The sequence below is a fragment of the Fervidicoccaceae archaeon genome, assembly GCA_038878695.1.
Taxonomy (GTDB): Archaea; Thermoproteota; Thermoprotei_A; order Sulfolobales; family Fervidicoccaceae; genus JAVZVD01.
Genome location: JAVZVD010000001.1, coordinates 32,019 through 52,888 on the forward strand (window position 1 = coordinate 32,019; position 20,870 = coordinate 52,888).

General features: G+C 61.1%; 23 protein-coding genes. 10 read left to right on the plus strand and 13 right to left on the minus strand.

What is annotated here, in order from left to right; all coding sequences use genetic code 11:
* Nucleotides 1-88: 88 nt before the first annotated feature.
* The 6 genes from QXU97_00175 to QXU97_00200 form a co-directional block, all read right to left on the minus strand.
* Nucleotides 89-679, minus strand: a complete 591-nt coding sequence (locus QXU97_00175; GenBank protein MEM4035028.1) for a 2-oxoacid:acceptor oxidoreductase family protein — start codon at nt 677-679, stop codon at nt 89-91.
* Nucleotides 676-1,521, minus strand: a complete 846-nt coding sequence (locus QXU97_00180) for a thiamine pyrophosphate-dependent enzyme (protein MEM4035029.1) — start codon at nt 1,519-1,521, stop codon at nt 676-678. The genes QXU97_00175 and QXU97_00180 overlap by 4 nt, the downstream gene beginning before the upstream one ends.
* Entirely contained in the window at nt 1,518-2,681 is a 1,164-nt protein-coding gene (locus tag QXU97_00185) for a 2-oxoacid:acceptor oxidoreductase subunit alpha (protein ID MEM4035030.1), read from the minus strand. Before QXU97_00185 ends, QXU97_00180 begins: the two co-directional genes overlap by 4 nt.
* Nucleotides 2,678-2,884 carry a 4Fe-4S binding protein gene (locus tag QXU97_00190; protein ID MEM4035031.1) on the minus strand — a complete coding sequence of 69 codons (207 nt, stop codon included), beginning with the start codon at nt 2,882-2,884 and terminating at the stop codon, nt 2,678-2,680. Before QXU97_00190 ends, QXU97_00185 begins: the two co-directional genes overlap by 4 nt.
* Before the next feature lie 121 nt (nt 2,885-3,005).
* Entirely contained in the window at nt 3,006-4,211 is a 1,206-nt protein-coding gene (locus QXU97_00195; GenBank protein MEM4035032.1) for a SufD family Fe-S cluster assembly protein, read from the minus strand.
* Nucleotides 4,208-4,948: an ATP-binding cassette domain-containing protein gene (locus QXU97_00200; GenBank protein ID MEM4035033.1), complete on the minus strand. Its 741-nt coding sequence runs from the start codon at nt 4,946-4,948 to the stop codon at nt 4,208-4,210. Before QXU97_00200 ends, QXU97_00195 begins: the two co-directional genes overlap by 4 nt.
* A gap of 37 nt (nt 4,949-4,985) precedes the next feature.
* Between QXU97_00200 and QXU97_00205 the strand changes: the two genes are divergently transcribed.
* The 6 genes from QXU97_00205 (at nt 4,986) to QXU97_00230 (ending at nt 8,557) form a co-directional block, all read left to right on the plus strand.
* The gene (locus QXU97_00205; GenBank protein MEM4035034.1) at nt 4,986-6,344 is read left to right on the plus strand and encodes a hypothetical protein; all 1,359 of its coding nucleotides are present in this window, start codon (nt 4,986-4,988) and stop codon (nt 6,342-6,344) included.
* 126 nt (nt 6,345-6,470) lie between these two features.
* Nucleotides 6,471-6,653 (plus strand): hypothetical protein, encoded by a 183-nt coding sequence (locus QXU97_00210; GenBank protein ID MEM4035035.1) that lies wholly within the window; start codon nt 6,471-6,473, stop codon nt 6,651-6,653.
* A 152-nt stretch (nt 6,654-6,805) separates the two neighbouring features.
* Complete coding sequence (locus QXU97_00215) at nt 6,806-7,087, plus strand: hypothetical protein (GenBank protein ID MEM4035036.1); 282 nt, start codon at nt 6,806-6,808, stop codon at nt 7,085-7,087.
* The gene (locus QXU97_00220) at nt 7,051-7,377 is read left to right on the plus strand and encodes a proton-conducting transporter membrane subunit (GenBank protein ID MEM4035037.1); all 327 of its coding nucleotides are present in this window, start codon (nt 7,051-7,053) and stop codon (nt 7,375-7,377) included. The genes QXU97_00215 and QXU97_00220 overlap by 37 nt, the downstream gene beginning before the upstream one ends.
* A gap of 102 nt (nt 7,378-7,479) precedes the next feature.
* Complete coding sequence (locus tag QXU97_00225; GenBank protein ID MEM4035038.1) at nt 7,480-7,671, plus strand: hypothetical protein; 192 nt, start codon at nt 7,480-7,482, stop codon at nt 7,669-7,671.
* A 43-nt stretch (nt 7,672-7,714) separates the two neighbouring features.
* A complete protein-coding gene (locus QXU97_00230; GenBank protein ID MEM4035039.1) occupies nt 7,715-8,557 on the plus strand; it encodes a hypothetical protein in 843 nt (280 codons plus the stop codon).
* On the opposite strand, the gene QXU97_00235 is transcribed toward QXU97_00230, so the two are convergent.
* Complete coding sequence (locus QXU97_00235; GenBank protein ID MEM4035040.1) at nt 8,484-9,833, minus strand: replication factor C large subunit; 1,350 nt, start codon at nt 9,831-9,833, stop codon at nt 8,484-8,486. The two genes, QXU97_00230 and QXU97_00235, sit on opposite strands and share 74 nt — an antisense overlap.
* A complete protein-coding gene (locus QXU97_00240) occupies nt 9,830-10,822 on the minus strand; it encodes a replication factor C small subunit (GenBank protein ID MEM4035041.1) in 993 nt (330 codons plus the stop codon). The genes QXU97_00235 and QXU97_00240 overlap by 4 nt, the downstream gene beginning before the upstream one ends.
* 90 nt (nt 10,823-10,912) lie before the next feature.
* On the opposite strand from QXU97_00240, the gene QXU97_00245 reads away from it, so the two are divergent.
* Genes QXU97_00245 through QXU97_00255 form a run of 3 tightly spaced genes read left to right on the plus strand, consistent with a single transcriptional unit; the run spans nt 10,913 to nt 15,747 of the window.
* Nucleotides 10,913-11,476: a hypothetical protein gene (locus QXU97_00245; protein ID MEM4035042.1), complete on the plus strand. Its 564-nt coding sequence runs from the start codon at nt 10,913-10,915 to the stop codon at nt 11,474-11,476.
* A gap of 5 nt (nt 11,477-11,481) precedes the next feature.
* Nucleotides 11,482-13,572 (plus strand): minichromosome maintenance protein MCM, encoded by a 2,091-nt coding sequence (locus QXU97_00250; protein ID MEM4035043.1) that lies wholly within the window; start codon nt 11,482-11,484, stop codon nt 13,570-13,572.
* 21 nt (nt 13,573-13,593) lie between these two features.
* On the plus strand, nt 13,594-15,747 hold the full coding sequence (locus tag QXU97_00255) for a DEAD/DEAH box helicase (protein ID MEM4035044.1): 2,154 nt from the start codon (nt 13,594-13,596) through the stop codon (nt 15,745-15,747).
* Nucleotides 15,748-15,774: 27 nt separating this feature from the next.
* Here QXU97_00255 and QXU97_00260 read toward each other — a convergent pair whose 3' ends face one another.
* From QXU97_00260 to QXU97_00270, 3 genes are read right to left on the minus strand one after another with little or no spacing between them, the layout of a single operon-like run.
* Nucleotides 15,775-16,596: a KaiC domain-containing protein gene (locus QXU97_00260; GenBank protein ID MEM4035045.1), complete on the minus strand. Its 822-nt coding sequence runs from the start codon at nt 16,594-16,596 to the stop codon at nt 15,775-15,777.
* On the minus strand, nt 16,593-16,874 hold the full coding sequence (locus tag QXU97_00265; GenBank protein MEM4035046.1) for a winged helix-turn-helix domain-containing protein: 282 nt from the start codon (nt 16,872-16,874) through the stop codon (nt 16,593-16,595). The genes QXU97_00260 and QXU97_00265 overlap by 4 nt, the downstream gene beginning before the upstream one ends.
* Entirely contained in the window at nt 16,840-18,096 is a 1,257-nt protein-coding gene (locus QXU97_00270) for an ORC1-type DNA replication protein (GenBank protein MEM4035047.1), read from the minus strand. Before QXU97_00270 ends, QXU97_00265 begins: the two co-directional genes overlap by 35 nt.
* A gap of 155 nt (nt 18,097-18,251) precedes the next feature.
* Here QXU97_00270 and QXU97_00275 point away from each other — a divergent pair, with 155 nt between their 5' ends.
* Nucleotides 18,252-19,628, plus strand: a complete 1,377-nt coding sequence (locus tag QXU97_00275) for an MmgE/PrpD family protein (GenBank protein MEM4035048.1) — start codon at nt 18,252-18,254, stop codon at nt 19,626-19,628.
* Nucleotides 19,629-19,652: 24 nt separating this feature from the next.
* On the opposite strand, the gene QXU97_00280 is transcribed toward QXU97_00275, so the two are convergent.
* On the minus strand, nt 19,653-20,231 hold the full coding sequence (locus tag QXU97_00280; GenBank protein ID MEM4035049.1) for a hypothetical protein: 579 nt from the start codon (nt 20,229-20,231) through the stop codon (nt 19,653-19,655).
* Between the two features lie 119 nt (nt 20,232-20,350).
* Nucleotides 20,351-20,863 (minus strand): hypothetical protein, encoded by a 513-nt coding sequence (locus tag QXU97_00285; protein ID MEM4035050.1) that lies wholly within the window; start codon nt 20,861-20,863, stop codon nt 20,351-20,353.
* Nucleotides 20,864-20,870 lie beyond the last annotated feature (7 nt).

Genomic DNA, 20,870 nt, shown 5'->3' on the forward strand with positions numbered 1-20,870 from the left:
TGGTCTCACCTCTCGGGACAGAGCTTATCCCCGGCGCTGCAGACTCGAAAAATCATCATTCTCGAGCGGAACCTCACAATATATAATATTACGATATAATATTACGAGCTCGCTCCCGAGGGCCTCCACTCTTTTTAGCGAGCTCGGCCCCTGCTCTCAGCGCCTTGAGGTTCCGCTCGAGAGAGGAGCTTTGGCGAACGAGCAGGTCCTTCAGCGCCTCCTCGAGAGAGCTCAGCCTGACCAGGTCAGTCGCCGATGCCACGTAGCCGACGGCCACCACGTTGATCGCCGAGCGGGTTCCGGCTGCCTCGAGCGCTGTCGATATGAGGTCTTCACTCACGATCTTCGGCCCCTCGGCCTCGAAGCGGGCCCCCGTCGCCTCGACCAAGCTCCGTTCTATCAATATCAGCGAGTCCTCCGCTGCGATGTGTGCATACTTCTCGTAAGCCTCCTGAGAGAGCAGAACCAAGACGTTGGCTCTCCTCACTCTCGGATACGTTATCGGCTCGTCGCTGATCACGACGTCGCTTCTGCTAACTCCGCCTCGAGCCTCGGGACCGTAGAGCTGAGAGTGCACAGCGTGTAGACCTTCGTAGAGCGCTGCTGCTCTGGCTAGCAGAAGGCCCGCAAAGATTACTCCCTGACCTCCTCGACCCCCGAAGAGAACTTCGACTCTCAAGGCCTGCTCTTCCCCGCGAGCTCTTCGCTAATCGCGCTCATGGCGTGTCTGAAGTAGCTTTCCACGAAGCCCGGCTCGTCCCTGTCGGCTAACTCGCCGAGCCTCATCCTCCCGGCTGGCTCTTCCGATGGAAGCGCGAAGTTCTTCCTCAACCATGCCGAGAAATCGCCGAGGCTCTTGAGGCCATTGAGCCTCCCGAAGTACGTGGGACAGGGCGTTACGAATTCCACCAACCTGAAGCCGCGCTTCTTCTTGAAGGCCTTGAGTAAGCTGTTGATTCCGGAGACGTAATCTAGGAAGGTCCACCTGGCCGCGTAGTTCGCACCGGCCGCCGCGACGAGCGCGACTAAGTCAGTGGGCCTCTCGAAGTTGCCGCGAGGAGCGCTCGTTGTCGCACAGTGAGTCGGAGTGGTGGGCCCGGTCTGTCCGCCAGTCATGCCGTAGTTGAAGTTGTTCACGACCACCACCACGACGTCTAAGTTCCTCCTAGCCGCGTGGAAGAGGTGGTTCCCGCCAATGGCGGCCAGGTCCCCGTCGCCAGCGAACACTAACACCTCCAGGTCGGGCCTAGCCAGCTTCACGCCCGTGGCGAAGGCTAGAGCTCGGCCGTGCGTTGTATGAAGACTGTCGAATTTTACGTAGCCGGTCACTCTAGAGGAGCAACCTATGCCGCTTATCCAGACAAGCCTCTTCGGGTCGAGCTCCGCTAAGTCTATCGCGTGAAGCACGTACTTCAAGACCGTGCCTATGCCGCAGCCAGCGCAGAAGATCGTCGGGAGTCTGTCCTCGCGCAGGAATCTTCGCTTGAGAGAGGAGCTCAGGGCCAAATCTCGCAGCCTCAAGAGCTGGCCGCCCTCGCTATATCTTCGGGCTCCGGCAACTTCCCCCCGAGGGAGCAGACCGAGATGAGGTGAGAATCGCAGCACGTGTGGAGCCTTATCAGCCTATGCAGCTGCCCCAAGCTCATTTCGACAACGACCACCTTCTCGCGGTCGCTCAAAGCTCTTCGAAGCACCTCGCCATCGATGGGCCACAGAGTCTTTAGCCTCAGAAGGCCTGCTCTCACTCCGTTGCGCCTGAGGATTCTAACGGCCTCCGCTGCCGACCTGGCCGCTATCCCGTACGCTACCACGACCACCTCGGCTTCCTCTAGCTCCAAAGCGTCGTAGGAGAAGATCTTCCTCGCGTTGCCTTCTATCTTCTCCACTAGCCTTCTCACAAGCTTCTCGTGAATCTCGGGCTCGTTGGTCATTGGATATCCTCTCTCATCATGCGTGAGCCCGGTGACATGGACGGCGTGACCGCGACCGAGGAGCGGCATGGGGGGGACCTTCGTGTCAAGCCAATCGAAGTAAGGCAATGAGGCCTGCTCGGGGCTCGCCACAGCTCTGTACTTCACCTCAAGCTCGTCGGGCTCGGGTATTTTGACGAGTTCCCTCAGTCGCGCCACCTCCCCGTCCATTAGCAAGATCACGGGGACTCGATACTCCTCGGAGAGATTGAAAGCCTCGATGGTTAAATCGAACGCCTCCTGCGCGCTCCAAGGAGAGAGAACAATTTTGCTCTGATCGCCGTGGAGTCCCCAGACGGCTTGGAGGAGATCTCCTTGAGACGACATCGTCGGTTGACCGGTCGAAGGTCCTCCGCGTTGCACGTCAACTACGACAACTGGCGTCTCCGTCATCACGGCGTAGCCGAGCCCCTCCATCATGAGGCTGAAACCGGGACCACTCGTGGCGGTCATAGACTTGACTCCGGTCCAAGAGGCTCCGATCGCCGCAGCTAGAGCTGCGATTTCATCCTCGAGCTGCAGAGCCACGCCTCCGACTAGAGGCATGAGCCTCATCATGTTCTCAAGTATCTCATTGGCGGGCGTTATTGGGTAGCCGGCGAAGAATCTACAGCCGGCCATTATGGCAGCTCTGACCACGGCCTCGTTGCCTTGGACGAAGTCTCGCGTTCCCGCTGGGAAAGGAAGGCGACTCAGGCGCGAGAGCCTCAACGCGCCCCCCCGCTCGCGTCTACTTCGATTGCGAAGTCCGGGCATAGCATCTCGCAGAGCCTGCAACCCGTACACTTATCGAGGCGCAGGGGCTCGGGCAGAGCGTAGCCGCGGCTGTTAACTCTGCTTGGCGACTCTTCCAGGACGCCCTGAGGACACGCCTCGACGCACAGCATGCAGCCTTTACACAGCGAGGGCTCCACCCTCAATACGAGATCGCCGCGCGAGTAATTGAGGAGGCGGAGCTCAACTCGCCGCCTAAGAGCTCCCTCCGCGTGTTCTCGCGCTCTCATCGTGACGCTCAGCTCCGAGCCAAGAAGCTCCTCATCCCACGGCGTGGGCAGCGATTAAGTCGAGGATCTTGTCGATCTCGGCGCGCACGACCGATGGAATGCCCGGGGCCTCGACGCTCATGAAGCCTCTCACCAGAACGGACTTTGCCTCATCCTCGGAGAAGCCCTTGCTCATCAGGTACTCCAGCTCCTCCTGAGCGAGCATCCCTATGGCCGCCTCGTGGGATAGCCTGGCCTCGAGGGACTCAGAAGTTATCTCGGGGATAGACGTGATAGCGCTACCCCTAGAGAGGAGGAGACCCAGGCACTCGACGTGGCCGCGCGTTTCGCGCCCCTTCCCGACGATCTCCGCTCTAGAAAAGACCCTCGAGTTGTCTCGAGCAACGACTCTCGAGATTATCTCGGCCGACGAGCCTTCCCCGGCGAGCACCGCCTTCGAGCCAACGTCGTAGATTCCGCTCCCGCTGCCAGCGATCACTGAGGCCGAGTAGAGCCTGGCGCTCCTCTCGAGCTCCACCCTCGGGAAGGTCTGGAGGGAGGCTACGGGGCTGTATATGACGTAATAGCTCACGAATTCTCCCCCCTCCTCCACTTTCACCGCGGTCCTGGGCCTCACGTGGAGGCCCTCCGCCCAGGCATGTATCATGGAGAAGGTCAAGCGAGCTCCTCGACCCACGTAGAACTCGCTCACGCCGATGTGGAGACCTTCTCTGACTCCGTGAGGGACGGCACAGCCAGTGACTACGTGGACTTCTGAGCTCTCCCCTACGTAGATTACGTTATGAGCTAGCTGAGCTCTCCTATTCGACGTTATCGCCAGACAAGAGTATATGGGGGTGGGGAGCTTGGTCCCCGGCGGCACGAAGATGAAGTAGCCGAGCTCCCCTCCGTGCTCGTACGCGTAGGCCGTATATTTATCGGTCTCCGGGTCGACGATGCGCCACGCTAGCTCGCGCGCGAGCCCCGAATCTCTGAGGGCGAGGGCCAGAGGGATCACGCGCACTCCGTATCTCGCTAAGGAGCGCTCCATGGCTTTATAGAGCGCCAGTTCGTTGACTTGGACGTAGCTGGCCCTCGACGCGTCGATGCCGAGGCGCTCCGGGGCCGTGCCCAAGATAGAAGGGGGCGCGCTCTCGGGTCCCCCCACCTCGGGCTTACCAACCTCGTAGGCCTCCAAGTCTATGTCGGGGCCGTAGGGAGCGGGTTTCTTTAGAACCTCGGAGCTCGGCTTCCTCAAGAGGCCTCTCCTCTCCGCGCTCTCAGCTCCGATAGGGCCCTCTTGAAGCCCAGCTTTAGCACGAGGGGGAGGACCTCGTCGGGTCTCCCCGTGTAGATGAGCGCGCCTTCGAGCATTATGTGCACGTAGTCGAGCCTCGATAGTTTGCTGAGAATATTGCCCAAGTGAGTCACGAGTATCACCGAGGTGCCTCTTCTCGCCAAGTAGTTAATGGTCTCGGCGATCAGCTCCATGCTCTCTAGGTCTACTCCGCTGTCCGGCTCGTCCAACATGGCCAGCCTGGGCGCGAGGAGCATGGAGAGGAAGAGCTCCGCCCTCTTCTTCTCTCCTCCGCTGAAGCCGACGAAGAGGTCGCGGCCCAACAGCCCTTCGACGTTAAGCATCCTCGCAGCTAGCGTGTAGTCGGAGCAGCCGCACCTCCTGACGAGAGCTTTGGCGATCTCGGCGAGCTTGACCCCCCTTATCTGGGGAGGACTCTGGTGGGCGAGCACCATGCCCAGCGATGCCCTCTCGTGCGGGGGGGACCGCGTGACATCTCTCCCGTCGAAGAATATCGCCCCACCACACGGTCTCACTCGAGGTAGACCCATCAGGCACGAGAGCAGCGTGGACTTCCCGGATCCATTGGGGCCCATTATCACATGGATCTCGCCCGGCTCCACGGAGAACGAGACCCCTTTAACTATGGCCAAGTCGCCGATGCATACGCTGAGGTCACGCACCTCCAGCAGAGGCACAGCTCGCACCGGCCCATAACTGCCCAGCGAGCCTTATTTGCGCGAGTTCCCATTGGAGGAAGCGGTCGGTGACCCGATGTTTCTCGAGCGGAACCTCGACCACCTCTCCATAGCTCCTCCACTCGTGGGAGTAGGCCTCGCAGAGATGGGGAAGGGGAGCGTTGTCATTGAACACGAGGAGCTGGAGCGCGTGGCCGGCTGGTGGCTGGCGGCGCTAGAGAACCAAGTCGAGCGCCTGAGCTCGCTCGTAGAGGCCAGGAGCGTTCTCACCGCTCCTCCGCTCGACGCGCTCGAGGAAGAGCCGCTCGAACTAAGGAACGAGATCGTGTCGCACGAGCGGCGAGCCCACGTCTCGAGGAGGTCTCACCTCTACAGGCTGGGGATCTTCAATAGAGTGTTCGCCCCGGTTCACTTCGCCGCGCTGTCGGGCGAGAGGCTCCCCCTGGCGAGCTACTTCGCCGAGGCTCTCTTCCTCTCACTCGTGGAGCGGGGGCTGGAAGAGGCGGCAGATTGGGGCGGCTCGCTCGAGGCTCGGCGCAAAACGCGCGAGGCCGTGGAGTCTGCCCAGAGGCTCGGCGAGCTCGACTGGGTTTACGAGCTCTCTCTCGCCTTAGCCTCCGTGGCCGAGGAGCTCCGCCTCAGGCTCTCGGACCTCATCGAGAGGCCCCTACTGTTGAAGAGGGGCAAGAGATTCTACGTGGTCAGCCCGGCCGAGCTCGTGCTCTCCGGGCTCTTCGACGGGCGCGAGAGGTTGTCGTCTATGATCTCCGAGGGAGTGGAGCCGATGGAAGCTCTCGCCTCGATCCTCGGAGAAGAGGGTAGCAGGCCAATTGATTCGCGAGAGGGGGCGCTCTTTCTAAGCGAGATCTACGCCGAGGCCTACAGATTTCTCCTCAACGAGGAGGTCCGAGGGCGCTACGGCGTCACTGGTACGAGGCTCAGGGACCGCGAGTCTGAGCTCAAGCTGTCAACTTACATGAGGCTCGAGAGGATCCTGCCGCTCGCCTCGCTCGAGGCCAGACTGGCGGGCGGAAGGTACAGCTTCAGGCTGGCGCTGCCGGCCACGGAGGATTGGGACGCTCTGGTGGTCCCGGTGCTGGCGGCCACTTGTCTCCTCATCTCGGTCTACTGTTCTCTACTCTCATCCGTCGAATTCTCGTTCAATGAGGGCAGGGAGATCCGTCTGGGCGAGGCCAGCGCGCTCAGAATTCCCAAGCTAAGGGTCGGAAAGGAGGCCGGGGAGGCCGTGATGGCATCGGTGAGAGGTCTGGGGCGCTTTTACGTGAAGGCCGTGGAGAATTACTACAAAACGATGATAGGTCGGCTAGGCGACCGCGAGAGATTCCTGAGATTCGTCGAGGAGAGGCTGAGAAGCGGAGAGCTCAACGGATTCTAGAGAGCTGGTCATAGTTCCCCCAAGATCGCGCGATCCTCTCGGTCCGAGGTTCGCGCTCTGAGTTTTGGTTCAGTTAGATACTTGACACTCTAAATGCGGCTCGCTCCGAGGAGAATCACTGTTATATTGCTCGAGGCCCTGGCCGCATACGCGGGCGTCTTGCTCTTCCTCATCGCGCCACTAGCCCTTGTCGTCTGGCTCCTTTACAAGGTCGATCGACCCCTCGAGGAGGGGGCCGAGTTCGAGAGATTTGAGCAGTACTCCGTGAGCGCCGGATCGCGGCGGTCCTCCTGGTGGTCGTCGCTCTGACCAGCACGATAGAGGCGCTGCTCGCGTCGAGAAGAGAAAGAAGTGTGGCGTGAGGTAAAAAGAGGTCTGACGGTTAGCTCGGTCGACCGGCGAGGTGCTCGCGGCATCTCGTCTCCTCTTCATTGAGCTGACCGTAGCGGCGCTCCTGGAACTTGGCGTCGCCGCGAATGCTCACCACCAGGTCTCTGCTGAAGACATCGCTAAGGGTCGAGGTCCTGTTCAATGGAGCTCTCCTAATGCTGGTGAGCGTGGGGGCCCCGGTCCCCGAGCCCACCGGCCTCTACGCCGTTATGGCCGTGCTATTGGCCTCGGCCGAGGTGGTAGTGGCGGCGTCGATAGCAGCGCTGTGCTACAGGACCGTCATGAAGGTCGAGATGGTCCCGTTGGCAGCCCGAGAGTGGCCGCGGCAGCTCTCCTCTCCGCCTTCACCATGACCTTTGGCAACGTAGCGGCTCTCGCCTCGAGGAACCTCTACAGAATCCTCGCCTACAGCAGCATAGCCCACGTCGGCTATCTCATGCTCGCCACAACTGCCGCTCTGTACCATCTATCTCTCGGGGATGAGCGTGACACGAGCATGGCCTCTTACGCTCTCACAGCCGCTCTGATACATCTGACGGCTTATGCGCTCTCTAAGCCCGGGACCCTCCTAATCATTGGGGAGGGGCCTCGAGGCTCGAGAGGCTCCGAGGTTATTACAAGCGCGGTCCGGCAGCTGACGTAGCGCTGGCCGTCCTATCGCTCAGCCTGCTCGGCGTGCCACCCCTCGCGAGCTTCTGGGGGAAACTACACTTACCAGTTAGCCCTCGGCTACTCTTCGGCCCTCGTGTTGGTCGCTGTAGTCAACAGCGGGATATCGAGCTTCTATTACGCTAGAGTGGTCCGCGAAGTCTTCACCGAGGGGACGGGAGAGGCTCCGCCTCTGAGCGGAGGCCTGAGGCTCGCCGTCGTCGCCATGGCGTTCGCCACCGTGCTCTTGGGATTGAGGGGTATTGCCGCTGGCGCAGGCAACCATTAGGATGCTGATACCCTGAACTAGCCGGTAACGGAGGGCTCGTGACTTGGCTGGAAAGTCCCGCAGGGTGGTGCTCGCTCTCCTCTACGACGGCTCGGCGTTCTTCGGCTATCAGAGGCAGCCCGGCCTTCCTACGGTCGAGTCCGTTGTGTTGAGCGCGATCTCGGGCTGCGAGCCCGAGGGAGGTCTCCTCTACAGCTACTCCAGCAGAACAGACAGAGGAGTCAGCGCTCTGTGGCAGACACTGAGCTTCTTGGCGCGGAGCGAGTGCTCCCTGAAGGAGCTCGTGGAGAGGATCGAGGGCTCGTCGGAGAGGATCGGAGTGTGGGCAGCGAGCGAGGAGGCCCCGCCCGAGTTCCACGCTAGGCGCTGGGCTCTCTGGAGGGACTACGTCTATGTCGACGAGGCCTCCAACTACGAATGCGCCGACCTCCGAGAGCTCAACTCCGTCCTCTCAATCTTCACCGCGCTGCGCGACCACTCGGTGCTTTACAAGGATTGGCTCAAGCGACCTAGAGAGGGCTACTTCGAGAGGAGGATCCTAAGGATCGAGGTGAAGGCCGAGGGTAGAAGGGTCTTCTTATGGGTTAGAGGGGAGAGCTTCCCGATTCACTACGTTAGGAGGCTCGCGCACTTCGCGAGGAGCTATCGGTGCGGCACCGGCTTTCGAGCCCACGCCGAGCTATGGAGGCCCGGCGAAGCCGAGGGCTCGAGGCTCTTTCTGGTCGGGGTGAAGTACCCGATCGCGCTCCGAGTTCTCGATCCTCGAGCTAAGCTGAGCCGCGTCTTCCGCGGCGGAGATCTGCTTGATGACCTCATTTCTTTCCTCGAGGCCTCGCCCGAGGTGCTGAGCCCCTTTTCTCCGCTATCCTCTTCTCGAGCTCGGTGAGCTTCAACTCGACGAGCGAGGCAGCCTCGGGGTCTCCGACCACGACCGAGGCCTCCTCGGGGCTCAGGCCCAGCCGCTTCATAATGTAGGCAGCCCACGTGCTATCTATCGCGTGGGCGGCCCTAATCATTGGGATGTACTCGGATAGCGCGGTCCTCGTCGAAACGTGCGCCTGCTCTGCTATCTTTTTGGCCGCCGACTGCAGAGCTTCGCGCGCTCTCCTGAGCTCCGAAAGCATCTTTATCTTTTGGGGGAACCTGTAGGCGACCCACTTGAACTTCGTGTTCCTCCTAGAGAGAGTGACGGCGGGGCCCAGCATGTTTATCACGTGAGCCAGGAGATCCCACGAGCCCGTCCTCACTATCAGCCCCCTGTACACGTCCGCTCGCGATAGAGCCTCGAAGGCTCTGTAGAGGTCTTCCGGGTCCGTCAATTGGAGAGGGGCGTTCTCGCTGAGCCACTCTATGAGGGAGTCGTGGTCCAGCCTGCTGTGCGTGACGGCCGAGCGGCTTTGCCACAGATATCTCGCCGTCAGTATGGTCCTCACGGTATCGAAGGGGTCGAGCTCTCTGTCCCGATAGAAGACCTGCGTCCTCACGAGCTCCTCCGTTATCTCGCCGTAGGTCTCGGCCAGGGCTTGCAGATCGTTTATGCAAGATCTCAGGTCTCCCGAGTTCTTATCGTGAAGCAGAGCGAGAGCCGAGTCCTCGCAACGGATTCTCTCGCGCTGACATATCCTCCTCAGGGCCTCCACCACGTCTCTCTGCTTGAGCTTCTTGAGCTGGATCATGAGAGTCGAGTCTCTCAAGGGCTTGAGGTCTTGGCGCCAGGGGTCATTCGCCGTGAGGACCAGGGGGTGCCTCGTCGTCTCGATCAACCGAACGAGAGCCTCTAACCCTCCCTTATCGGCTGCGCCGCTCATGCCATCGACCTCATCGATCAGTACCAGCCTCGGCCTCCCACTCAGAGTCGCGGAGCGAGCTGCTCGCGCCGCCGACCTCTCGATGTCCTCCCTCCTCCTGAAGTCGCTGGCATTCATCTCGTGCACTTCTAACCCCAGCTCTCCCGCCACGGCCTCGACGAGAGAAGTCTTACCAACGCCCGGAGGCCCATAGAGCAGGACCGCTCTCTTGCTCGGGATAGAGCCTCTCAGCCAGTCCTTGATCCAGCTCACGAACTGCGCCTTAGCCTCCTCCTGATCGACGTAGTCATCGAGCCTCCTCGGCCTATACTTGATGATCCACGGCAGGTTCCCGTCGCTCGACAAGGCGCTCACTTCGCCGAGCCAAGCCTCTTGCCCAGGAGAGAGAGCCAGGCCAGGAATGCGCTGAGCTGAATCTCGTCGTCAGCTCCTTCGATCATCCTGAACTGGATCTCGCCCACGTAATCCGCTATTAATACCCTGACCTCGTCCGATAAGTCCGAGTCGGACTTGAAGATCTCCCCGTGGACCTGCTTTATCACGTCGATCCCGCTGAGGCCGTACTCTATCATGAGCTTCCTCAGCTTGTCACGCGCCGCGATGAAGTCTCCCCGAAGCGCGAGCCTCAGCATCTCCTTTATCTCCTTCGGGTGGGCCAGCCCGACCACTTTATAGACGGCCTCGACGGTAACGCGCCCCAGAGCGCTCGAGGCCTGGAGGACGTTTATGGCCCTCCTCAGGTCTCCTTCGCTTATTTCATATATGGCCTCGAGCGCTCTCTCATCGTAGCTCACGCCCTCACGCTCCGCTATCATCCTGAGCCTCTCCACCACGTGCTCTCTCCTGAGCGGCGTGAACCTGAAGAGGGCGGTCCTCGACTGTATCGGCTCTATTATCTTGCTAGAGTAGTTAGCTATGAGGATGAACCTGCTGGTCGGCGTGAATATCTCCATGATCCTGCGGAGAGCCTGCTGGGCGTCGGCCGTCATGTTGTCGGCCTCGTCGAGCACGATCAGCTTGAAGGGCACGGGCCCGGAGGCTCTGGTCCTAGCGAACTCCTTCACCTTGACCCTGATCGTGTCTATGCCTCTTTCATCAGAGGCGTTCAGCTCCAGGAGATACTTCCTATAGTCCTCGCCGTAGAGGTCGCGAGCGAAGGCCAGAGCGGCCGTGGTCTTACCGGTGCCGGGGGGCCCTGCGAACAGCATATGGGGGGCGTTCTTCTCGCGCACGAACTTCTTGAGTCTGACCACCGTCTCCTCTTGATCTACTATTTCGTCTAGGGTCCTGGGCCTGTACTTCTCGGTCCAGAGGACGTGGAACAGCTCAGCGCCCTCGCTCATTGAGAGCTCTTCACCTCTTCCGCTCGTAAGTCTGCGCGTCTAATGCTATTTAAGCGGAGCCATCAGAGGAGGGAAGAGGAATTGAGCCGAATGAGCGAGCTGACGAGCTCTCTCGAGTTGCTCAGAGCGGCCTTCGATAGAGCCCCGGTCCGCGTCATGGCTCTGAGGGACGTCGGGCCTCTCAGGCTGCCCAGCGGATCGATAGTCTCGGCAAAGCGCGGCGAGAGAGTGGAGCTGCCTCGCTGGATGGCCAGAGCGCTCGAGGAGAGGGGGGCCGTGGTCAGATTGCTCGATAGGTTCAGCGTCGAGGACCTGCTGAGAGTACACTACCGTGAGATGGAGAGGAGGTCGCTAAGCGAGATTCAGAAGCTCCCCGAGGACTTCTACAGGCTCGCCGCCGAGTACCTCGAGGTGCTCGAGGTCCGCCTCAAGAGCTCGCCTGATTACAGGCTGCTCGAGGAGAGGAGGAGAGTAGAGGAGTGCCTCTCTGAGGTGGCCGAGAAGAGATTGGCGAGCATCCTCGACCTCGTCATCGCTCCTCGCGGAGCTTCCGAGCTCAAGGCCAGGCTCGCGCCCGAGGAGCTTGAGCTGTACGAGCGGGTCAGCTCGTTGGTAGCTGAGTGGAGCAGAGTCGCGAGCAGAGGAGGTCGATAGGCGGTTTGCGCGAGCAACCCCAGGCCGTGGAGGCGGGGGTCGCGGACTACGAGGCGGGCTTCAGGTCGTTCTTCAGGAACTACGTGTCGCCGGGGGGAGTCAGGAAGTATATAGACATGATCAAGGAGATGATCAACCACGGAGGCAATGAGCTCGTCGTTAACTTCCTGGACTTGAAGTTCTATGACGAGAGGCTCGCGGCGGGCCTCGAGAGAGAGCCTGATCGAGTGCTCCCCTACGCGCACAGAGCCTTGCTGGGAGTCGTGAAGAGCCTTGACCCGGCGTACGCAGAGGAGGTAAAAGAGTTCTTCGTCAGGGTGATCAGGCTTCCTCAAGCGACACCGATCAGGAGCATCAAGAGCGATAAGCTGGGGAGGCTCGTGATGATCGAGGGCATAATGGTGAGAGCGACCCCCGTGAAGCAGAAGATGGTGAGAGCGGTTTTCAAGCACCTACGACGCGACTGCGAAGAGGAATTCGAGTGGCCCGGCGAGGGCGAACTGGGAGAAATCCTAGAGCTTCCCCCCTACTGCCCCAAGTGCCTGCAGCCGGGCCCCATGAGATTGGTCCCTGAGCGCAGCAAGTACGTCGATTGGCAGAAGGTGGTGATTCAAGAGAGGCCCGAGGACGTCCCGCCCGGGCAGATTCCCAGGAGCGTCGAGGTGCTCCTAACTCGGGGGCTCGTGGACGCGGCCAGGCCGGGCGACAGGGTCTCCGTGGTCGGCGTGGTGAGAGTTAAGAGCCCAACGGGCGCCAGGAGGATCGGCTCCCCCGTCTTCGACGTCTTCATCGAAGGCGTCGGCGTGGAGGTGAGCCAGAAGACTCTCGAGGAAGTGGAGATAACGCGCGAAGACGAGCAGAAGATCCTCGAGCTGGCCAAGGATCCCTGGATCAGGAAGAAGATCATCGCCAGCATCGCCCCCGGCATCTACGGGATGTGGGACGAGAAGGAGGCCATAGCGCTCGCCCTCTTCGGCGGAGTCCCGAAGGAGACCCCCGACGGCATGAGGATACGCGGCGACGTGCACGTGCTCTTGATAGGAGACCCCGGCACCGCCAAGAGTCAGCTGCTGCAGTACGTGAGCAGGATAGCTCCGAGAGCCATATATACGACCGGTAAAGGCAGCAGCGCCGCCGGCCTGACCGCGGCCGTCGTGCGGGAAAAGGGGACAGGCGAGTTCTACCTCGAGGCCGGGGCGCTGGTTCTCGCCGACGGCGGTCTAGCCCTCATAGACGAGATAGACAAAATGAGAGACGAGGACAGAGTGGCGATACACGAGGCAATGGAGCAGCAGACGGTCAGCGTGGCTAAGGCCGGCATAGTCGCCAGATTGAACGCCAGGTCGGCCATAATAGCGGCCGGCAATCCTAAGTACGGTCGCTACATAGACGAGAAGCTCCTCCCAGACAACGTAAACCTCCCGACGACTATCCTGAGCAGGTTCGACCTGATCTTCATCATAAAGGACAGGCCGGACGCGAGTCGCGACGACTCGCTAGCCGCTCACGTCTTACAGGTCCATAGAGCGTCCGAGGAAGTCGAGCCGGAAATACCAATAGATCTCCTCAAGAAGTACGTGAGCTACGCGAGGAGGCACGTGAAGCCGAAGCTCACCGAGGAGGCGAGCGAGATGCTGAGGAGATTCTTCGTAGAGATGCGCAGGATAGGCGCGGAGAGCGGAGGCATCGTGAGCATAACCACGAGGCAGCTCGAGGCCCTCATCAGATTGACCGAGGCCCACGCGAAGATGGCCCTCCGCGAGTGGGCCACAGAGGAGGACGCGGCCGAAGCCATTAGGCTGATGAAGGTCTTCCTGGATCAGATCTCCGGTGGGACGGGCGAGGTCGTGCCCGACATAGACGTCGTGATCGGCAAGCCGAAGAGCAAACGAGAGAAGATGCTGCTCGTGGACGAGGCAATAAAGGAGCTCCTCAAGGAATCCGGCGAGGAGTGCGTCGCGCTGAGGCGTCTGACCGAGAGGCTAAGGGAGGAAGGAATAGAGGCCGCCGAGCTCGAGGACATCGTGACCAGGATGGCGAGGGAGGGCATGCTTTACGAGAGGAGGCCTGGGTGCTTCGGGAGGACCCCGCCCTAACTGAGGAGCGGGGTAGGCGAGTTGAAAGTAGAAGATCTGCCCGTGGACCCCAAGCTCAAAGAGCTCCTCTTCTCCTTCGGTATTGTCGAGCTCTACCCGCCCCAAGAGGAGGCGTGCAGGCGGGGGATCTTCGAGGGCAAGAGCATCGTGCTAGCCGCTCAAACAGCCTCGGGCAAATCTCTCCTGGCCGAGATCCTGGCGGTCGAGAAGGCTCTCAGGGCCCGCAGCAAGACGGTTTACTTGGTCCCGCTCAAGGCTCTAGCGAGCGAGAAGCACAGGGACTTTGAGAAGTACAAGCGATTGGGGGTGAGAGCCGCCCTCTCGGTAGGCGACTACGACAGAGAGGACCCCTATCTACACGAGTATGACGTCATCGTAACGACCTACGAGAAGATGGATAGCATGTTGAGGCACAAGCCCAAATGGTTCTCGAGCGTCGACCTCGTCGTGATAGACGAGGTGCACTATCTCGACGACCCGGAGAGGGGGCCCGTCCTCGAGAGCCTGGTGGCGAGATTGAGGGCTCGGGGCGAAGGTCCGCAAATCGTGGCACTGAGCGCTACGGTGGGCAACCCCGAGGAGATCGGAGAGTGGCTCGAGGCCGAGACCGTCGTAAGCGACTGGAGGCCCGTCCCTCTGAGGGAGGGGATATACTACGACGGTGAGATAGTCTACGCAGACGGATCGACGAAGCGGGTCGCCCGAGTCTTCTCGCATCCCATCATGGATTTGGTCCACGACGCACTACGAGAGGGAGGTCAGACTCTCGTCTTCGTCCACAGCAGGAGGAGAGCCGTGGAGTTGGCCGAAGCCGCCTCGAGGAAGATGGTTCTCGATCGTTCGCCGGAGCTTGGGGAGCTCGCGCGAGAGCTGGCCGAGTCCAGCGACGCTCAGAGGCTTAATGAAAAGCTCGCGGAGGTGGTCTCGAGAGGCTTCAGCTTCCACCACGCCGGCCTCACTCTGGAGCAGAGGAGGATCGTGGAGAGAGCGTTCAGGGAGGGCCTCCTCGCGGCGCTCTTCGCCACGTCCACGCTGGCTGCCGGCGTAAATTTGCCCGCACGGAGGGTCGTCATAGAGAGCCACAGGAGGTTCAGCTCCATTGAGGGCAGCTCGCCGATAAAAGTGATAGAATATAAGCAGTTCGCCGGTAGAGCCGGAAGACCTGGCTACGACGAGTACGGCGAGGCAGTGCTCGTGGCCAAGAGGAGAGCCGACGTCGATGAGCTGATCGACTTCTACGTCCTCGGGAGACCGGAGAGCATAGAGTCCAAGCTGAACTCGCCGAGAGCTCTCAGAACGCACGTGCTGGCGTACATCGCCAGCGAGGGGCCTCTCAAGCGAGAGGAGGTGGTCTCGTTCCTGAGGGGCAGCCTCTTCGCTAAGCAACGTGGGGAGAGAGGCCTGCTCGCCGAACTCGACAACACGTTGGAATTCCTGTCGTACAATGGCTTCGTCGTCGAGCTCGGCTCTAGAGAGCTGGCCGCTACTCGGCTGGGCAAGAGGGTGTCCGAGGTCTACGTGGACCCGTACTCGGCGTTGCTCCTCGCGAGGGGGTCCTCGAAGAGGAGGGGCTCGACCATCGGCCTCCTGCATCTCATCGCGGCGACGCCCGACATGCCGAAGCTAATTCTGAGGAGGAGCGAAGTGAGAGAGCTCGAGGAGGAACTCGACATGCTCTACCCCGAGCTGCTCGTCGGCTACGAGGATAGAGAGGAGCTAGACCCGGAGACTCTACTCTCGGAGCTCAAGACCGCGCTGCTGCTCAACGATTGGATCAACGAGGTCCGAGAGGACGACATAGTTGAGAAGTACGATGTCGGTCCGGGCGACGTGAGAGCGCTAGCCGAGAGCGCTGAGTGGATCGCGCACGCGTTCCGCAGGATCTCCGAGCTCCTGCCGGGAGCTGAGGAGCTCGGGAAGAGCTACGCTGTCTTGGAGAGGAGGCTCAGATACGGAGTGAAGGAAGAGCTGGTCGAGCTGGTCCTCCTGCCGGGGATAGGCAGAGTGAGGGCTCGCAGACTTTACAACGCTGGCTTCAGGAGCCTCGAGGACGTGGCGAGAGCTCAGCCCTCCGAGATCGCGAGGGTGGAGGGCATAGGCGAGAAGATAGCGCGAGAGGCCGTGGAGCTCGCTAGAGCGCTGATAGCAGGCGGAGCTGGTGCTCGCTCGAGGTAGGAGGCCCCTCGGGCCCTCTCGGGCTAGCTATCTGCTCTTCTCGGCGGAGCCGGGCCTCGAGTCGGCCGCCCTCTCCCTAAGCTTCTCGGCCACCTCGCGCGGCATCCTCAGGTCCTCGGCTCTGTAGGGGGTGGGCCTGAGGACCCTCATGCCGAGCCTCGGTCTTATTTCGATCTCGTGGACTCTCAGGTCGTGAGCGGTCTGGCGCATCTTCTCTACCAATACATACCTCTTCAGGACGCCCTGAGAGATCGTCTTCTTGAACCTGATTATGCCGTCGGCCACGTGCTCCAGGCCAAAGCCATAGGCCATCTCGCTCGTCACCGCGTACTGAGACACGAGAAGAGCCGTCATGTCCCACTTGTACAGCACTCGCTTGACATAGTAGCTGAGCTTCCTGGCCGCCACGGGCTTATCGAGCCAGAACGCGCTCATGCTATCGACGACCAGCCTAGTTCTGCCGTATCCCATTCTCCGTTTCGCCTCGATTACCTTGGCCACGAGCTGCTCGACGTCTAGCTCGAGGATACTCCACTCATCCTCCTTCCCCCTCATGAGGGCGTCCAAGACGATGAGCTTGCCCCTCTCGATAGCCTCGGAGAAGTTCATGTCGAATTGAGCCGCCTGCCTGATTATCGACTCTCTGCTCTCTTCGGTCGTGACGTAGATCACGTTATCACCGTCTGACACGCCAGCCCACGCGAAGTGTATGCAGAAGACTGTCTTCCCCGAGCCGGGCTCGCCGACGATAGCTACGAAGAATCCCCTCGGTATCCCCCCCTCGATCAGCTCGTCGAAACCCTCGACGCCCGTCCTCAATCTCTCTAGATCTGAGCCCTGCGGCGTCACGTCCAGCCGACCTCCTCTAGCGCCTCGAGCGCGTCTCTCAAAGCCAGGACTCTGGGGTCCGCGTAGTTGAGCGAGTAGAGCTTAGACCTGCCCAGGGTCCTCTCGATCACCAGCCCCGCCTCGGTCATCTCTCTTAAATGCCTCGAGACTGCTCTGTGGTTGAGGCGCGTCTCCCTCACGATCCTCGTAATGTTGACCTCTCCTAGAGAGTATAACACGCGCAGTATCTTCGCCTTGCCTCGGCTACTCAGTGGGAGCTCGCCGCTCCGCGCGCCCAACTGCCCTCCTCTCGAGCAACTCCTCGAGTCTCCTCTCGAGTAAATCAAGCGGGGCTCCGCTCACGCCGACGAGCGTGCTCTTGCCCCTATAGCCTTTTCCGCTGCTCTTCGTCTGCACCACGTGCATGTTCCTCAGGTCCATGACGTGCGTGTAGACCTGCGTGTGTCTCCTCGACCTCACGCCGTAGCTCTCGCAGAGGGCCCTGTAGAGCCTCTCCACGTCTCCTATTCTAACGAAGGGCGCGCCCGACCCCCTGAGCGATTTGACCACGGCGAGTAGCAGGAGGAGCTTGTGATCGTCCAACGCCGCGACGGTGTCCTCAAGCATGGCAAGCTCCGGCTTCACGACGACATGGGCCCTCCTCACGTCGTCCATCGTGACGTGACCTCTGCCCGCGCTGTCTGCGCTCTCCCCGGCCCGGGCCAATATCTCGAGCGCGGTCCTCGCGCTCCCTCCCCCTTCTCCGTCTATCCCCTCAAGATAGGCCACGTACTTTATCACCTCTTCGTCGACCGTGCCCTCATGGAACGCCAGCGCCGCTCTATCGCTCAGTATGTCCCTTAGCTCTCTGGACGTGTAGGGCGGGAAGTCCACGACGCTTCTCAGAAAGAACGTGCTCACGGCGGGCTCGAGCCCCTCGAGCGCACGAGTGCTTCTCGTGATCATCAAGAAGTGGACTCTCTTGGGGCGGGCGGGCTCGTCATCGTAGAGCCTTATCAACGAGTAGATCGATGGAGTCCCCGCGTTGACCGAGAGGAAGTAGTCGAACTCGTCGAGGGCTATTATCGCGTGGCGCTTCCTCCTATCCAGCTCGTCGAGTATACCCCTTAGGACCTCCTGCGCACTCAACCCTCGCTGGGGCACGGAGAGGCCCAGTTCTCTCGCTATGGTCAGGAGAACTTGGGGAAAGGTCCTGGCCTTGTAGCAGTTGACGTGGACGTAGGTGAGACTCAGCCCTCGCTTCGAGGCCGCCGTCTCGAGAAGCTTGCCGAAGACCCTGGCCGTCGCGGTCTTACCCGTGCCGTAGCCGCCAACGAGAACAACCCTCTGGCTCGCCGACCCCGGCGAGACTAGAGCTTGCTTGAAGGCCTGAGCCAGCGCTCTCAACTGCTTCTCGCGGTGAGGCAGCCTCTGGGGAAGATACTCCGGGTAGAGGACAGATTTGTCCCGGAAAACGCTGGGGGCCCCTATCACGCTCTCCACGAGGTCCTCCGCCGACAAGCTCCTCTCCGCCGAAGGAAAGGACGAACTCCTATAAATCACTAGTAAGCCGAAAGTATTTGTAGGCCCGGCGAAGTCTCGCAAAAACGCGATAAACCTCGCTAGGTCAGTTACAATAGGCTTCGCGTCGAGGATTCGACTCGAGATGAACTCGCATGGCTAAGAGCACGATCCTCGAGGAGATAGTCTCGGCCTCGGTCCGCGAGGTCGAGCGCTCAGGCGAGGCTCAACTCGAGAGGGTCAAGCTGCTCATGGGCGATCTCGTGAGCGTGGCAAGTGCCGGCTTCCTCTCCGACCCCAAGCCTCTTCAGCTCTACTCACTCCTAGCGCGCGAGTCGGGGGGGCCCAGCACGGTCTTCGGCCTGTGGACCAAGACGGAGACCCTATGCGCGGTCATAGTCAACGCCTTCTCGGCCCACACGCTGGAGTTGGACGACTGGCTAGCCAACAGCCTAATGTACGTTGGGGCCTCGATCGTGCCGGCCGTGCTGGCCTTCGCCGAGAGGAGCGGGTCAACTCTATTGAGAGCGGCGAGGGCCGTGATGCTGGGCTACGAGGTGGCCGGCAGGATCGGCCTCCTGCTCGGCAGGAGGCACTACAGGCACTGGCACACGAGCTCCACGGCAGGGGGCGGCGGAGTGGCCGCCGCCCTGGTGTATCTCACCGAGGGGGCCAGCGTCGAGGACATAGTCAAGGCGGTCTACGCGGCCATGCTCTACGCTGCCGGCCTGAGGACCAAGATATGGAAGAACCTCGCGGTGAAGCCTTTCAGCCCCGCCCACGCCGCGTTCGTGGGCTTGTCGTCGCTTGCTCTAAAGTCGTTTATCAGCAGGGTCGACGAGATTTTCTCAAGCTCGAACGGCCTGTGCTCGCTCATGGACGGAGAGTGCTCGGTGGAGCTAGCCCTGAACCCGCCGTGGAGGTACGCCGTCGAGGTCACGCTCCACAAGCTCTTCCCGGTATCTCGCTGCGCTCAGACCTCCGTTAAGGCTGCCCTCGAGCTCCACGGAAAGGTTGAGCCGGAGCGTGTGAGAGAGGTGAGGCTCGAGACCTTCGATGAAGCTTATAGACTCGCCGACATCGTTTACCCGCTCACGGTCGAAGAGGCGAGGTTCAGCCTGAGCTTTCTGGTGAGCGCGTGCATAGCTAGGGGCTGGCGCGGCATCTACGACTTAAAGTCGAGCCTTCACGACGCGCGAGTCAGAGAACTCGAGTCCAAGGTGAGAGTGGAGGCCCGCGAGGACTTCGCCGCGATTTACCCGGAGAGGCAGCCGGCGCGCGTGGTAGTTGAGACGGTGAACGGGGAGGTTCTAGAATCTTACGAGGAGAAGCCCCTCGGGTCTCCCTCGGATCCGAGGCTCAGGAGCCTCATTGAGTCTAAAATCTCGATGCTCTCCGAGATCTCCGGCGATTTCGTCTCCCGCCTCTTCTGCAAGCACCTGATGAGCGCCGACCCCGAGGCCACCGTGGTCGAGCTGATCGAGGGAGCGAAGCGCGGCACTCAGGAGCTCTGCCGCTCTCGTCGGGCCTGACGCTCTTTTGGCTCGGTCGCCTGCTCAGAGGAGGAGAGGCCCCCGCAGTTCCTGCCTCAGCGCTACGCCTCGGAGGCTCGCTAGGTCCCTGTGGTCTCCGAGGGCGAGTAGAGCCTCTAGGTCCTCTTCTCCGAGCATCCAAATCCTCCGCAGAGACCACGAGCACTCGGGGGATAGGATCAACTCGATTATCCCCCCATTCGCGAAGAAGGAGTACGTTGACGATAGGTCGGCCCTCGAGGGGAGGCAGCTGCCCGCCGGGTGTGTGTGAGCGAAGACGCACGCCCCGAGCTCGGGGAGCACGATCTTGTCCCTCTCGCCCTCTAGCTCTATCGCCCCTCTCGACCACTTCGGTATTATCAGAGCGTGCTCGGATCCTCTCCGCGAGCTTCTCTCCAGTATCAGAGCCAAGCGCCGCGATAGTCTGCGCAAGAGGAGGTCGGCGAAGGCGTCGTAGGCTTCTCTAAGAGAGACGAAGTTGGGGGCGAGGAGCTCCTGAGCTCCCGATATGACCTCTACCCCCAGCTCCGAGTACTTCTCCCCGAGCTCCTCCACGTACTCTGCCCCTACCTCCTCGGTCACCGCGACTATCCCTCTCTCCAAGTCAACGCGTAGGCCCTCGGATCCCGTGTCGGACCACGCGTCCTCGAGAGCGTAGATGGCGTGGCAAGCTCTCGAGATGCCCGCGACGTCGGGGTCCCCCTCGACGAGTCTGTGCCACCTCAGCCCCCGTCACCCGGCCTCTCCGCTCGTAACGGTTTAACCGCTCTCAGCCCTTTATCCGTCTCGATCAACACGACGTCGACCCAACTCGGAGCCTCGACGAATCCCTCGAAAACGTGGTATTCTCTCTTGTCGGGCCTCAGCCACTTGATCGTCTCGCCCTTGGGGAGCCCCACTCTCACGAGCCTGGCGGGCCTGGGGAACAAGACCGTCTCGCCCGGCTTAGGCCTCTCGCTCGACCTCCCCACGTGGAGAGCGAAACCTCTCCCCTCGGCGTCGACCTCGACCAACAGCTCCTCGGCGGGCGAGGAGACCTCCTTGAGTGCTCTCGTGATCCTCCTGAGCAGAGGCTCGACCACGTCGCCCTCGCCCCTCGCCTCGACCTTCTCTATCTTCTCTAGCTCGGGCAGAGCCTCGTAGACCTTCAGGAGGAGCTCGCCCACCCTCACGAGCCTCGGCACGTAGCGCTTGACGGTCATTATTCCTTCGATCTTCTCGGGAGCTCCGCTCATCTTCCTC